Genomic DNA, 13,724 nt, shown 5'->3' on the forward strand with positions numbered 1-13,724 from the left:
GTTCTCTCACTCCAATGAAGATTTGTCTTCTTTCTCTATATGATCAAGTGTTGAGCCATCAATGGCATTGATCAAATATTCTTCTTCTGTCTTTTTCTTTGAACCAGTTGCCACGCCTTCAATCTCTACTCGCCATACAGGAACCATTACTTGAGTGCTTGCACCTGGGTATTGCGTGTAGTAGCCTAGCTCCACTTTTTTCACTGTCGTGTTTTGGCTCAGCATATTTTGTGTATATAAGTCCTTCACCGTTTCAAGCGCCGGGACAAGGGTTTCTTTTCTCACTTCATTAATCGATGTCACCATCGACTGCCGATACGAGACGACCTCGTTTTGATCGTTCACATCCAATGTGATCTTCCCAATGGTTTCGGTGTCATCAAGACCTTCTTGGAAGATGTATTTTCCTTTATACGTTTGGAAAAAGACGATTTCACCTGTTTCTTCATCGATGCTCCAGAGCTTATAATTCTTGCCATCCAGTAAACGCTGGCTCACAAGATTGGTCGCTGCTGTTTTCATATCTTTTTTCGGCAATGCGACTGGTTTATTGAAGGTCATTTCAAGCAGGGTGACAGGATCATCTTTCTCGGTTTTCGGGAATGTGCTTTTCGTCTTTTGATCAGCTAATCCGTCGACATCCTTTTTCGTATATTGCTTTTTCTCAGCTGTAATGCGGTATCCAATCTTCGCTTCATCTGATAGATTGCCATATTTGATTCCGTCTGCCTTCATTTCTTCCAGCGTATCTGTTTTTTCGATAATCGCAAAATGATCGGTCGATCGCTTTTCAAAGTATTGAAAACCTAGAAAGATATCGAGAACGAGAAAGGCTAGGATAAAGATCGTTTTGGTCTTATTCCACTCCATGATTCTCGCTCCCCTCTGTCAGCAAATCATTCGATAAGATGACGGTTTTTCCGTTATATTTCATACACCATACCGGCTCTAGCCAGACAAACATCGCTTGATCCTGATCTGATGCCGTGGATGTCGCTTGATAGGCAGGGAAAATCTGTTCAATTTTCTCTAAATCATCATACTTCGTCTGCTTGATGATCAAGTTTTTCAGCTCTGTCCCATTCATCAGTTTGACCTGTTCACTCTGACTCGCTTTGTTGCCGAGAATGTAGTTTGGACGCTTATAACTTAAGATGTCATCATTCGCCCATTGTACTTCAAGTGATGTCATACCAAATGGATGTTTTGTGCTGTTGACGATCGGCAGTCCATCCATAAACATATTAAAGGACAGCTGCTGGTTGCTGTTAATGCCGAAGTATTGATAATTATCGGTAAAACTTCCAGTATCATTGAAATACTTCACGCTTCGCTTGATCAAATCCCCCGTTTGGAATACGGTACTAGAATTGATATTACGATGCTGATATTGGATGCGGTGGTCTTTTTGATTTGCTTCAAGACGACTCGTTCCATCTGTATATACCGTCCGGTTTAAATTAGACTCCTCCCCAACTAGACTTGGGTCTGTAAACAAAGCGTCCTTGAATTTGCTTGTCTTAATCGTTTCGATAAAGAACATTTTCGCTTCAAGCTGCTTTTGCTTCTGCGGCAGCAGGAAATCTCGTTTTGAATTTGTAGAGAAAGTATATAGATCATAGCGCGGCATCTCGTTTTGAGCGGCTGCAATACTATCCATCAGATTACGATAGTTGGCAGATTCAATCGTTAGCTCAAGCACCGATTCCTTGCTGTATGAAACCAAATAGACTTTCTTATTGGCCTTATCCGGTTGAGCGAACGGCACAATCATCCGGTCAAACGAGTTGTATTCAATGGATTTATTCGGCCATTTAAACAGCGCTTGAAAAATATCAATCGGAATCGGATCATTGAACACAAGATCCAATGTTTTGCCTTGCCCCTCGCGTCCATAGAAGAAATTCTTAAATTTCTGCTCGGAATATTGGTCCGACACATCAGCAATCTCTTTGACATCCCACAGGCTTACATCATTCCAAAAGTTTTGGAAGAGTTCCTTTTGATCCACTTTGAAATGCTCTCCATTGGAATGGATGAACATCTCACGCGGCTTCACGACATCAATGAGACTCCGAGGCTCGTCGCTTGAAATCTTCTTCGTTTCCACGACCTGTGTGCCGGCATCCGCCTGATCCTGCATGACGGGCTGGAACATCCAAATATTCCACGTAAACACAAGACTGATCGCAATTAGGATTGTCAATATAATGGTTTTAAAGGTCTCACGCTTCATCCCAATCATCCTCTTGTTCTTCATTGTACGGAAGGGTAAAGGTTACCGTTGTTCCTTTTCCTTCAATGCTGTCAGCCCAAATATCTCCGCCATGAGCCTGAACCATTTCTTTTGCAATCGCAAGGCCTAGGCCGGTTCCGCCAAGCTTTCTTGTTCTCGCCTTATCCACTCGATAAAAACGTTCAAAGATTTTATCCATATCCTTCTTCGGAATACCGATTCCTTCATCTTTGACACTGAATAACACAAGACCTTGCTCCTCATCCAAATCGACAGTGAACGTAATGTGTCCACCCTCTGGCGAGTATTTCATAGCATTGGAAATGATATTATCGAGCACCTGAGTGATTTTATCTTGATCAATTTCCACATATATTTCACGCTGCGGCAAGTTGCGGATGAAATCGACATGCTGCTCCTTCGTCATTTCAAAACGATCAATGACGAGCGAGATAAACCTGATAAAATTCGTCCACTCACGATTGAATTGATAATCCTTGCTGTCGAACTTAGACAGCTGGAGCAGGTCATTCACAAGTCTAATCATGCGCTCTGTTTCATTTTGCGTGACACTGAGGAACCTTGGCGCAAGCTCTTTATCACCAATCGCACCTTCAGCGAGTGCCTCCAGATAGCTTCGCATCGTCGTAAGCGGTGTGCGCAGCTCATGCGATACGTTCGCCACGAATTCACGACGTTCCGCATCAATTTTTTCCTGCTCGGTTACGTCATAAATGACTGCAATTAAACCATCAATTTTCCCATGCTCTTTCTGAATCACTGAGAAATTGACACGCAAAACAGACAGCTGATCTTCGCGTTCAATTTCTAGCAGCATGGAGTCTTGATTTTCGACTAAATCTTCAAATGTATGAGTTTCTTCTAAGCCAAGCAAGGATGTGATCGGCATCTCTAGAGCTGTTTCACGTGAAACATTCAAAAGCTCTAGTGCCGGGCTGTTTAATAGAATAATGGCCCCGTTTTGATTCGTGGCAATGACGCCATCGGTCATATAGGCGATAACAGAAGAAAGTTTTTTCCTCTCACCCTCTGTCATCAGCTGCGCTTCCTCCAGCTCTCTCGTCAGATGGTTAAATGTCGTCGCTAGCTGACCAATCTCATCATGTCCATACTTTCGGACCTTTCTGGAAAAGTTCCCTTTGGCGAGCTCGATCGCTTGCTTTCTCATATCCGAAATTGGGTGTGTAATGGTTCTGAATATGAATATACCAAGTAGAGCGGTCGTCCCAAGTGCGATGAGTGTACCCGTCGCCAAAATGGTGTTGATCGTTCGCATTTGGTTAAAAACACTTTCCATGGATGAGACCACATAAATGACACCAACGGTTTCTTGGTTCTCATTTTTCACGGCTGTCGCTGATATGCGGACTCGTTTATTCGATTCTGGGTCATAGAATTTTTTCTCGTAGTCTTTGCCAACCGCGAAAATACGGCTAATGATTTGATCTGTGATTTTCTTCCCGGCAATCTCTTGACTGCCGTTATTTACAGAGGCAATGACCTCTCTGCTTTCGTCAATATAGCTGACTTCAGAAATTTCATTAGACTCATCTTTGTTGTTAAAATCGTTTAATATCTTTTGAGCATCCTCTTTTAATTCTGCCTTGCTTTTCGATGAATCTTGTTCTAGGTAATACGATAACGAGTAGATTCGCTGATTCAAGGAATTATCATAGGAATTAATTAAGGACTGCTCTAGCTGCTTCACAAAGTACACGCCAATAATCTGCATGGCGACAATGATCAGCAGCACATAAATCAAGGTCAATTTAAAGTGAATCGAGCGAAAAAAACCTACTTTACTCATAAGAATCTTAGTCCTGCTCTGGGTTTCTTAAATAGTAGCCGACGCCTCGTCTTGTCACGATCCAGCTCGGGTGGCTAGGGTTGTCTTCAATTTTTTCACGAAGACGGCGGACTGTCACGTCTACTGTACGGACATCTCCGAAGTAATCGTAGCCCCAAACCGTTTGCAGTAAGTGCTCACGTGTCATGACTTGTCCAATATGTTTCGCTAAGTAATGAAGCAATTCGAACTCACGATGCGTTAACTCAATCGTTTCGTCACGCTTAGACACGACATACGCATCTGGGTAGATCACAAGTGAACCAATCTCGATATCATTTGATTCAGATTCTTCCTCTGATTGCGGAGCAGCCGTCTGTCTTCTTAAATTTGCTTTTACACGTGCAAGCAGCTCGCGTGTACTGAATGGCTTTGTGACATAATCGTCCGCGCCAAGCTCAAGACCAATGACTTTATCGATTTCAGAGTCTTTTGCTGTCAGCATGATAATCGGCATATCATATTTCTTTCTCACTTCACGGCATACTTCAACGCCATCTTTGTTCGGCAGCATAATGTCGAGCAAAATAATGTCTGGCTTAATTTCTTCTACCATTTCAAGGGCTTCATTTCCATCATACGCACAATGAACCTCGTAGCCCTCTTTTCTTAAGTTAAATTCCAATATATCCGCAATCGGCTTTTCATCATCTACGACAAGAATCTTTTTTTCCATTGTGATTTCCTCCTGCATTTTTAGCATCTATGTCATTCCATTTTGCATGTCTCATTACGCCTTCTTCATTTACGAAAAAAAGGCTCACTGTCTATTATAACGTTTTACGAGGCAAAGATAAAAATAATAACGGCTTTCTTTGCTAGTAAACGTTGGATAGAAGAACTTCACCCAAAAGATTTGATGACTTTTTCCTTTTTTATTGAAACTTTTCCAGTCACCAAACGTCTATATACATGTAACGTCTTCTTCTTATGGAGCCGGGCCCTACCTAGGTCCGGCTTCTCCCTTTTTATGCCTTCTTTTCATAATAAAAACGCACCTGCGATTGCAGATGCGTTTGGAAGTGGCTCGGGACGGAATCGAACCGCCGACACACGGATTTTCAGTCCGTTGCTCTACCAACTGAGCTACCGAGCCATCATCAAAAGATGAATATGTATAAATGGCGGTCCGGACGGGACTCGAACCCGCGACCTCCTGCGTGACAGGCAGGCATTCTAACCAACTGAACTACCGGACCTCAGTAACTTGCCCGAAAAAGCAATCGTGGTGCTCCTTCAAGCAAGTGAGGAAAAATTAGCTTAACGCTAAAGTAAATCAATGACCCGTACGGGATTCGAACCCGTGTTACCGCCGTGAAAGGGCGGTGTCTTAACCGCTTGACCAACGGGCCAAAACATGGTGAGCCATGAAGGACTCGAACCTTCGACCCTCTGATTAAAAGTCAGATGCTCTACCAACTGAGCTAATGGCTCTCGGTTTGTGAAAAGTGAATCTGAAGAAGCTGTATTGCGTCAAACCAATCGCTTTAAAAGCTGGAAAATCGCATCTTAACAAGTTTCAGAGACCTTTGCAACAACGAGATTTATAATATCATAGAGTAATTACATATGGCAATACGTTTTTCGACATTTTTTTAAAAAAAGTGTCGGATTTGATATCTTCTGTTACATCACCTAAATCCGAAAACGCCTTCATTCAATTAATGGCTACTGCCCAATCCAGCACACAGAAACGTTTGATTCCGATCATTATTGGTTATACAAGAAACAAACAGCATGGTGATTGAAAAAGGAGGAAGCATAGGATGAGTTCATTTAAATTAGGAGATAAAATGCCCGATTTTTCACTGCCAACAGTGCAGGGCGATCACATTGAGTTTTACAAACATTTAGAGGAGCATCAAAGCTGGCACCTTATCGTTTTCTTTAGAGGATCATGGTGCCCAGTATGTGTCGAGGAATTAAAAGAGCTGGAAAAACAGCAATCCTATTTTCAAGACAAGGATATTCACTTAATGACGATCTCAACGGATAATCCTGAAGACTTGAAAGAATTTGCAGACAAAGAGGGACTTTCTTTCCCCATCATGTCTGACCAAGACCTCACATCATTGAAAGCCTATGAAGTCTTCTATCACGGGGAAGATGCCCCATACGAAGACCACGGGGTGCACGGAGAACCTGCCTATTTCTTATTAAATGAAAAAGGCCAAGTCCTCTATCAGCAAAGACAAACAAGTCCATTTGGCAGACCGCATGCCAACGAACTGCGCAAAATCATTCAATACATTCGTAAAAATTTAAAAGGCCAATATAAAAGCCTAAAATAAAAAAGAAGCTCTCATCAGAGGGCTTCTTTTTTATGAATGTTTTTTGTTGTATAGCCAATCTGCGGTGAAAAACACAAGAAGACCTGTCATTAAAATCACAAAAGTCACAGGTGTACTCTCACCTTGAAAAAAAGCGTAAGACGCATGTCCTCCTAATGCTAGAAGATAAAAAACAAACGCCGATCCTGCTGCTTTTTGTGCATTGGCTTGTTCTCTTTTCGTCGTTTTTTTGAAAAACATTGTATCTATTCCCCTTTAAGATGCTTTCTTCATTGTCACACGGCGAAGTGCCCGTGATCGGATATACTCCATTGGCCCAATTCGCCAGACGTGTAAGCAAAGGGCTGAAATAGCGATTTGCAAAAGTGAAATGAACAACCATGACAAGACGATAAGGGGGGCGTTGATTTGACCGCCAAGACCCAATCCCCAGCTGTAAAAAAGGATCGAGCAGATGACATTTTGCAGGATATAGCAGCTAAGCGCCATTTTCCCTACATATTCAAACCAAGACCACATGAACCATGACTCCGTGCGTGCTAGAAGCTTCGCCACGACAGCAATATAGAAAATAGAGAGGAATGGTGAAAACACATAGCGCACCACGAATTCTACTATGTCATTTGGTACGAAGACGAGCGCATTCAGCGGCAGTCCAATCCACAAACCCATTCGGAACAATGTTTTCCGCAGAGATTGCCCACGCTCATTTGCATAAAATACACCGGCTCTCATCATCCGCACACCTAATAAAAACAAAAAGGTATTCATTGGGATAATAAAGATCGCTTCTTCTCGATACATCAAAAAGTGCTGTAATCGGTCTTGAACTTGAGATATCCATGTCTCCGGCAGTTGTTCTTCGTACGTTGGTTCACTGCTCCCGTCATAGGATTCAGTTTCCAATTCAGAGAAAGAAAATACAACGAGAAAAGCCGTCACCAACAAATGAATGACACCCGAGACAATCATGCCTTTTTTGATGCGCCGACTTCCTCCACGGACAATAAACGCCACAAGCAAACCCGTGATGGCGTAACTCATGAGCACATCATATTCCATCACTAGCGCAAAATGGACAAAGCCTTCAATCAATAAGAATAAAAGAATCCATAAATATGGACCCGGCCAAGTCATATTTTTTCTTTTCGCTTGCTGGTATTTCAGCTCTAGCCCTACACCAAACATGATCGTAAGCAACGATAGCATTTTGCCATAAACGAACATAGAGACAAGACTTTCAAGAAAACTGCCATTTTCATATTCATCCGCAATCTGATCTGTCGCAAAGGTATCCCCTGCGTATGCAAAAAACCAGACGTTTGTACCCAATGTACCTAATATCGCAAAACCTCGTAAAATATCTAATAATCGTATTCTTTCTTTCACTAGGACGCTCCTTCCCTTTTATACAGTTATCATATTTTGGTAATGACAGGAAGAGCGTTCCGTAGAAATTAAGGAATATTTAAACAAAAAAAGACACCAGTAAAATGTGTGATTTTACTGGTGTCTGATCAGTCTATAATGATGGACGGTACACGCTGCGGACAACGTTCGTTTGGGAACGGTCTGGTCCGACTGAGAAAATAGAAAGTGGAATACCTGTTAATTGTGAAATGCGCTCTAAGTAATGACGGGCATTTGCAGGCAGTTCACTTAAATTCTTCACGCCTGTAATATCCTCTGTCCAACCTGGCATTTCTTCGTAGACAGGTTCACATTTCGCTAATTCATTAAGGCTTGCTGGGAATTCTTCAGTGATTTCTCCGTTCAATTTATAAGCAACACAGATTTTCAATTTCTCAATCCCTGTCAGTACATCGATGGAGTTAAGAGATAAATCTGTAATTCCGCTCACACGGCGCGCATGACGGACAACAACACTGTCAAACCAGCCAACACGACGCGGGCGGCCAGTTGTCGTACCGTATTCACGGCCAACTTCACGGATTTGATCACCAATTTCATCATGAAGTTCTGTCGGGAATGGGCCATCACCTACACGAGTTGTGTAAGCTTTTGATACGCCGACCACATGTTGAATTTTCGTAGGACCTACACCAGAACCAATCGTCACGCCTCCAGCCACTGGGTTAGATGACGTCACGAACGGATATGTCCCTTGATCGATATCAAGCATAACGCCTTGTGCCCCTTCAAAAAGAACACGGCGGCCTTCATCTAGAGCATCGTTCAATACAACAGATGTGTCCACGACATATTTTTTCACTTGCTGACCATATTCATAATACTCATCTAAAATATCTTCAATTTTGAAGCCTTCTGTGTCGTACATTTTCTCTAAAAGACGATTTTTCTCTTCTAGATTACGAGCAAGCTTCTCTTCAAATACTTCACGATCTAATAAATCTGCGATACGGATTCCGACGCGGGCAGCTTTGTCCATATAAGCTGGTCCGATTCCTTTTTTCGTCGTACCGATCTTGTTAGCCCCTTTCCGCTCTTCTTCTACCTCGTCCAATTTTAAGTGATAAGGCAGAATGACATGGGCTCTATTGCTGATTCTGAGGTTATCTGTACTCACATTCCGTTCGTGAAGATACGCAAGCTCAGTGACCAACGCTTTAGGATCAACCACCATTCCATTACCGATGACACAAGTTTTCTCTTTGTAAAAAATACCGGACGGAATGAGGTGTAGCTTGTATGTCACTCCATCAAATTTGATTGTGTGACCTGCATTGTTTCCCCCTTGATAACGGGCAATCACCTCTGCATTTTCTGAAAGGAAATCGGTAATTTTCCCTTTCCCTTCGTCACCCCACTGCGTACCTACTACGACTACTGAAGACATATCGTGCACCTCCGTTAACCTTTCAAAACGTTATCTCTTTCAAACACATTTATTTTATCAATGGACAATGAAAAAGTCAACGTGAAATCCGAACATTAATATCTCGAAATCAAATTTTGTTCGTTTTACATGTGAGGAAAAGCGCTTTAATTGCTCATTCTACGCTTAAACAAGAAGATTTCGATCAAAATGACTGTTTTTCTCATTTCCGTTTGTTCAGTGATTTTCAATCAATTGAATCATCGAACTTGCCATAAAGTCGGGTGAGTATGGTCTACCTTTTCTGAGCCACCACTCAGCTGTTCCAACATAAGCAGAAATGACAAATTGCTTCTGCATCTCGAGAGGAACGTGTTGTGGATCAGGTGGTGAACCTGTGACTTCTTCTAGCCCCAAAGTAAAGCTTTCTTCAAAAAAAGCACTGGCTGTCTGATGAATATTAAGCTCTCTTCCCCTTTTCAAGAGAATCTGATACTCCTCTTCATGTTCCTGCAAATGCTGATAAAAGCGGTAAATATACACATATGCTGCATGATCGCTCTTCCACTCACTTTCATGTACAGGAGCAAAAATAGCGGTTTTCATGACATCAAACATCTCATCCATGACCTGCTGAGCTAAGTCAAACTTATCCTCATAATGCTGATAGAAGGTGGTGCGATGGATTCCTGCCTTGTTCGTCAAATCTTGTACAGAAATCTTCCCCCATTCCTTCTCCTTTAATAACTGAAATAACGCTTTTCTTAATTGTTGCTTTGATTCAGTTGCGCGCTTATCCCCTCTGTAGCAGTCCGCCACAAGCCGCTCTCCCCTTCCCATTTTCTTCAACAGATTTCGCTTTTCTGTTGGTTGAATCCTTTCTCCTGATGAATTACCTTTAAATCTAACACAGTGAAAAAAAGGAATCATCTGACAACCCATAAGGAGTGATGATCATGGAAACAACAACACCTAGTGCCGTTCAGAAAGCGTTATTAAGGGGGAAAAATAAGCAGGACCCGTATCACCCATTTGATTGGTACGCCAAAATGCGTCAAGAATCTCCTGTTCATTTTGATGAACACAGCCAAACATGGAGTGTCTTCACCTATGAAGAAGCAAAGCGCGTCACCATCGATAAAGATACCTTTTCTAGTCAACCTCCTCAAGACCACCGGAAACATTCACTGATGAAAACAATGGTCATGATGGACCCGCCAAAACATACACGAATCCGCTCCATTGTAAGCAAAGCCTTTACACCCCGGGTGATGAAATTGTGGGAACCACGCATTCAAGAGTTAATGGATGATCTCATTGCACAAATAGAAGGTAAGGACGAGATTGATCTTGTTCAAGACATCTCCTATCCGCTTCCTGTGATTGTCATTGCAGAGCTTTTAGGTGTGCCAACAGAACATAAACAATCCTTTAAAGAATGGTCCGATATTCTCGTCAGCATGCCTAAAAGTGAAGAAGAAAGAGATGTCGTTGAATGGCAGAAAACACGGGATCAAGGCGAAGCGGACATGATGGCGTTTTTTGCTGACATCATTGAAAAGAAGCGGCAGAACCTTAGTGATGATTTGATTTCGCTTTTAATTCAAGCGGAGGAAGATGGAGACAAGCTGTCCGCAGACGAATTAATTCCTTTCTGCAATCTGCTCCTGTTAGCAGGCAACGAAACGACCACCAACCTGATCTCCAATATGATCTTTAGTTTGTTAGAAAATCCGGGGTCGTATGAAGCGCTCGCTCAATCACCTGACCTCATTCCTCGTGCTGTGGAGGAGGCTGTCCGCTTTCGTGCCCCTGCGCCTACCATCGTCCGGTATGTCACAGAAGACACCGAACTTGGAGGGAAAGTCTTGAAAAAGGGAGACAGTGTGATTGTCTTTCTTGCTTCTGCGAACCGGGATGAGCATCAATTTCCAAACGCACATGAGTACGATATACACCGGCACCCTAATCCTCATATTGGCTTCGGCCACGGCATTCATTTCTGCCTAGGCGCACCACTTGCTCGCCTGGAAGCATGCACTGCCATCAAAGCCATACAGTCACGATATGAATCACTAGAGCTTCTCTCTTACGTCCCAATGACAAGCAGCGGTATGTATGGACTAAAATCACTGAAGCTCCGTGTCACGCCTCGTTGCTAACAATCTGAGACTCTCACAAGATGGGAGTCTCAGATTGTTGACAAAGGGCTAAAATGAACTTTATTTTAGCCCTTTGTCTTCTTTTTCAGCGTGATAGAAAACCTTTGCAGTCTAGGAAGAAGGACGAGTACTGGCGCGGAGCGAATTTATCATTCGTGAGCACCAGCACGCAGGACTGACACCAAATGCGAGGGTTTGTCTACAGGCTGGGACTCCCACGAGATGGGAGTCTTTCTTAATCAGGTGTAATTCCTTCTGTATTCATGAGCACCACTCGATATCCATCTGGATCTTCAATCGTCACGCCTCCTCGATCCCAGTACGGGTTTGTAGAGGTGACATGCCGTCCGCCAGATGCGATCAGTCTCTTTTTCATCTGCTGAAATTCTTCTTCATCCGGAATATAGAATACAAGCAGCTGCTCTGGGTGGGGAACAGGCAAGCTTTCGTCTTCTTCATGTTTGGTGATTTCCAGATGAACATGCTGGTGAGGAAGCCCAAGCATGACCCCATCATACCCTTCATGCTGATCAAATGAGCCTATTCGTTTCAGCCCTAAACCTTCTTCATAAAAAGAAACAACCTCTTTCATGTTGACGGTCGGACGTGCGATGCGTAATTGAGCGGCTTCAAATTGTTGAAACTTCATCAGTCATCACTCCTTTTCTCTCCCTTTAGTATACGCTCTCTTTTTCTCCCACTCCTCCTCATTTCGACTGTTTTTCAGTCATTCTTTCGATGTAGATGGATCAAAAAAAGCCCAGCTTCTTGAGCTGGGCTTTAAGCACCGGGCGGAACACCCGCATCGTCAAATCTTCTTTCTAAGTTGACGAATTTGTTATATTCTTTCACGAACGCCAGTGATACCGTTCCAACTGGACCGTTACGCTGTTTCGCAATAATAATTTCAATAATGTTCTTATTCTCTGATTCTTTGTCATAGTAATCATCACGATAAAGGAACGCCACAATATCGGCATCCTGCTCAATACTTCCTGATTCACGAATATCAGACATCATCGGACGTTTGTCCTGACGCTGCTCTACCCCACGAGAAAGCTGTGATAAGGCAATGACCGGCACTTCAAGTTCTCTTGCTAGTGACTTTAAAGCCCTAGAAATTTCAGATACCTCTTGCTGACGGTTATCGCTTGATCGTCCACTCCCTTGGATGAGCTGTAAGTAATCAATCAGGATCATGCCAAGCCCGTTTTCTTGCTTCAAACGGCGGCATTTCGAGCGAATTTCACTGACTCTAATGCCAGGTGTATCATCAATAAAAATCCCACTGTTTGATAGCGAACCCATCGCCATTGTAAGCTTACCCCAGTCCTCTTCTGTGAGGTTACCGGTTCTTAGGTTTTGTGCATTGATATTTCCCTCGGCACAAAGCATACGCATGACCAGCTGCTCAGCGCCCATCTCTAAACTAAAGATGGCGACACTTTCATCTGTCTTGGTCGCAACGTTTTGTGCAATATTTAACGCGAAGGCTGTTTTCCCTACGGACGGACGAGCCGCTACAATAATCAGGTCATTTCGCTGGAAGCCAGCTGTCATCCGGTCAAGCTCTGAGAAACCCGTTGGAATCCCAGTGATATCACCTTTTCGATTATGAAGCTGTTCAATATTATCATATGTCTGAACAAGAACGTCTTTAATGTTTTGGAAAGCTCCTGAGTTTTTACGCTGAGCCACTTCCATAATGGTTTTTTCAGCATCACTCAATAGATCTTCTACTTCATCCTCACGCGTATATCCATCCTGTGCAATGGTTGTCGCTGTACGGATCAGACGTCTTAAAATGGATTTTTCTTCCACGATTTTCGCATAATATTCAATGTTTGCGGCAGTTGGGACAGAGTTCGCAATATCTGTTAAATACGAAATCCCGCCTACCTCTTCTAGTAAGTCTGTATTGGCAAGTTCTGATGTCACCGTGACAAGGTCAACCGGTTCCCCTCTATCACCAAGTACAAGCATCGCATTGTAAATCTTTTGATGCGACATTCTATAGAAATCCTCTGGAATTAATACTTCAGAAGCGAGCGTTAGCGCAGATGGTTCTAAAAAAACAGCACCTAATACGGCCTGCTCGGCTTCTATATTTTGCGGCGGCAGCCGGTCATCGAGAAGTTCCGTCATGCCAAGCACCGTCCTTTCATAAAAAAATACGCTACTCATCATTTTAACATTTTCATCAATAAAAAAGTGAAAAACATCAACTATAGTCAAAATTACCATGTCGATGTTTCGTTGAACAGCGAAACAACACACTTCAAATAGAAAAGACTCTGTAACATAAATTGTTATAGAGTCCTTTGTATCGCTAATGGGATTTGTAGCTGTTGTTGTTCACACATGTGATCGA

Annotated in this window: 12 protein-coding genes and 4 tRNA genes; 2 read left to right on the top strand and 14 right to left on the bottom strand. The window is 42.8% G+C overall.

All coding sequences use genetic code 11. The annotated features are described in order from the left end of the window. Positions 1-6 precede the first annotated feature (6 nt). The 8 genes from yycI to NSQ70_RS18685 form a co-directional block, all read right to left on the bottom strand. Positions 7-870: a two-component system regulatory protein YycI gene (gene yycI, locus NSQ70_RS18650; protein WP_024718467.1), complete on the bottom strand. Its 864-nt coding sequence runs from the start codon at positions 868-870 to the stop codon at positions 7-9. Beyond that, entirely contained in the window at positions 857-2,236 is a 1,380-nt protein-coding gene (gene yycH / locus NSQ70_RS18655; RefSeq protein WP_024718466.1) for a two-component system activity regulator YycH, read from the bottom strand. Before yycH ends, yycI begins: the two co-directional genes overlap by 14 nt. Then, positions 2,226-4,064 carry a cell wall metabolism sensor histidine kinase WalK gene (walK, locus tag NSQ70_RS18660; protein WP_007497390.1) on the bottom strand — a complete coding sequence of 613 codons (1,839 nt, stop codon included), beginning with the start codon at positions 4,062-4,064 and terminating at the stop codon, positions 2,226-2,228. Before walK ends, yycH begins: the two co-directional genes overlap by 11 nt. Before the next feature lie 7 nt (positions 4,065-4,071). After that, positions 4,072-4,779, bottom strand: coding sequence for a response regulator YycF (yycF, locus tag NSQ70_RS18665; protein WP_017359978.1), 708 nt, complete (start codon positions 4,777-4,779; stop codon positions 4,072-4,074). Positions 4,780-5,126: 347 nt separating this feature from the next. Next, positions 5,127-5,199 (bottom strand) — tRNA-Phe (locus NSQ70_RS18670). A 26-nt stretch (positions 5,200-5,225) separates the two neighbouring features. Then, a tRNA-Asp gene (locus NSQ70_RS18675) sits at positions 5,226-5,302 on the bottom strand. Between the two features lie 81 nt (positions 5,303-5,383). Next, positions 5,384-5,455, bottom strand: a tRNA-Glu gene (locus tag NSQ70_RS18680). 6 nt (positions 5,456-5,461) lie between these two features. Continuing rightward, a tRNA-Lys gene (locus NSQ70_RS18685) sits at positions 5,462-5,537 on the bottom strand. A gap of 332 nt (positions 5,538-5,869) precedes the next feature. Here NSQ70_RS18685 and NSQ70_RS18690 point away from each other — a divergent pair. Next, positions 5,870-6,394 carry a peroxiredoxin family protein gene (locus tag NSQ70_RS18690; protein ID WP_007497396.1) on the top strand — a complete coding sequence of 175 codons (525 nt, stop codon included), beginning with the start codon at positions 5,870-5,872 and terminating at the stop codon, positions 6,392-6,394. Positions 6,395-6,424: 30 nt separating this feature from the next. Here NSQ70_RS18690 and NSQ70_RS18695 read toward each other — a convergent pair whose 3' ends face one another. The 4 genes from NSQ70_RS18695 to NSQ70_RS18710 all read right to left on the bottom strand — a co-directional run bounded on the left by NSQ70_RS18695 (position 6,425) and on the right by NSQ70_RS18710 (position 10,010). After that, positions 6,425-6,634, bottom strand: coding sequence for a hypothetical protein (locus tag NSQ70_RS18695; protein ID WP_024718463.1), 210 nt, complete (start codon positions 6,632-6,634; stop codon positions 6,425-6,427). Positions 6,635-6,649: 15 nt separating this feature from the next. Further along, entirely contained in the window at positions 6,650-7,783 is a 1,134-nt protein-coding gene (locus NSQ70_RS18700; protein WP_342502355.1) for a DUF418 domain-containing protein, read from the bottom strand. Positions 7,784-7,916: 133 nt separating this feature from the next. After that, a complete protein-coding gene (locus NSQ70_RS18705) occupies positions 7,917-9,212 on the bottom strand; it encodes an adenylosuccinate synthase (RefSeq protein WP_007497400.1) in 1,296 nt (431 codons plus the stop codon). A 216-nt stretch (positions 9,213-9,428) separates the two neighbouring features. Continuing rightward, entirely contained in the window at positions 9,429-10,010 is a 582-nt protein-coding gene (locus tag NSQ70_RS18710; protein WP_282746253.1) for a TetR/AcrR family transcriptional regulator, read from the bottom strand. 137 nt (positions 10,011-10,147) lie between these two features. Here NSQ70_RS18710 and NSQ70_RS18715 point away from each other — a divergent pair, with 137 nt between their 5' ends. Next, positions 10,148-11,353, top strand: a complete 1,206-nt coding sequence (locus tag NSQ70_RS18715) for a cytochrome P450 (protein WP_342502356.1) — start codon at positions 10,148-10,150, stop codon at positions 11,351-11,353. A 235-nt stretch (positions 11,354-11,588) separates the two neighbouring features. Here the strand turns inward: NSQ70_RS18715 and NSQ70_RS18720 are convergent, their stop codons facing one another. Together NSQ70_RS18720 and dnaB are read right to left on the bottom strand one after the other, a co-directional pair. Further along, a complete protein-coding gene (locus NSQ70_RS18720) occupies positions 11,589-12,002 on the bottom strand; it encodes a VOC family protein (protein WP_024718459.1) in 414 nt (137 codons plus the stop codon). A gap of 131 nt (positions 12,003-12,133) precedes the next feature. After that, the gene (dnaB, locus tag NSQ70_RS18725) at positions 12,134-13,498 is read right to left on the bottom strand and encodes a replicative DNA helicase (RefSeq protein WP_003214779.1); all 1,365 of its coding nucleotides are present in this window, start codon (positions 13,496-13,498) and stop codon (positions 12,134-12,136) included. Positions 13,499-13,724: the final 226 nt, after the last annotated feature.

The sequence above is a fragment of the Bacillus sp. FSL R5-0397 genome (assembly GCF_038593395.1).
In the GTDB taxonomy this organism is placed as follows: Bacteria; Bacillota; Bacilli; order Bacillales; family Bacillaceae; genus Bacillus; species Bacillus altitudinis.

What these genes read in the sequence shown, in the direction of transcription:
- NSQ70_RS18720 (WP_024718459.1), bottom strand. Translation starts at nt 12,002, where the DNA reads ATGAAGTTTCAACAATTTGAAGCCGCTCAATTACGCATCGCACGTCCG.
- yycH (WP_024718466.1), bottom strand. Translation starts at nt 2,236, where the DNA reads ATGAAGCGTGAGACCTTTAAAACCATTATATTGACAATCCTAATTGCG.
- NSQ70_RS18705 (WP_007497400.1), bottom strand. Translation starts at nt 9,212, where the DNA reads ATGTCTTCAGTAGTCGTAGTAGGTACGCAGTGGGGTGACGAAGGGAAA.
- NSQ70_RS18690 (WP_007497396.1), top strand. Translation starts at nt 5,870, where the DNA reads ATGAGTTCATTTAAATTAGGAGATAAAATGCCCGATTTTTCACTGCCA.
- yycF (WP_017359978.1), bottom strand. Translation starts at nt 4,779, where the DNA reads ATGGAAAAAAAGATTCTTGTCGTAGATGATGAAAAGCCGATTGCGGAT.
- walK (WP_007497390.1), bottom strand. Translation starts at nt 4,064, where the DNA reads ATGAGTAAAGTAGGTTTTTTTCGCTCGATTCACTTTAAATTGACCTTG.
- yycI (WP_024718467.1), bottom strand. Translation starts at nt 870, where the DNA reads ATGGAGTGGAATAAGACCAAAACGATCTTTATCCTAGCCTTTCTCGTT.
- dnaB (WP_003214779.1), bottom strand. Translation starts at nt 13,498, where the DNA reads ATGACGGAACTTCTCGATGACCGGCTGCCGCCGCAAAATATAGAAGCC.
- NSQ70_RS18695 (WP_024718463.1), bottom strand. Translation starts at nt 6,634, where the DNA reads ATGTTTTTCAAAAAAACGACGAAAAGAGAACAAGCCAATGCACAAAAA.
- NSQ70_RS18715 (WP_342502356.1), top strand. Translation starts at nt 10,148, where the DNA reads ATGGAAACAACAACACCTAGTGCCGTTCAGAAAGCGTTATTAAGGGGG.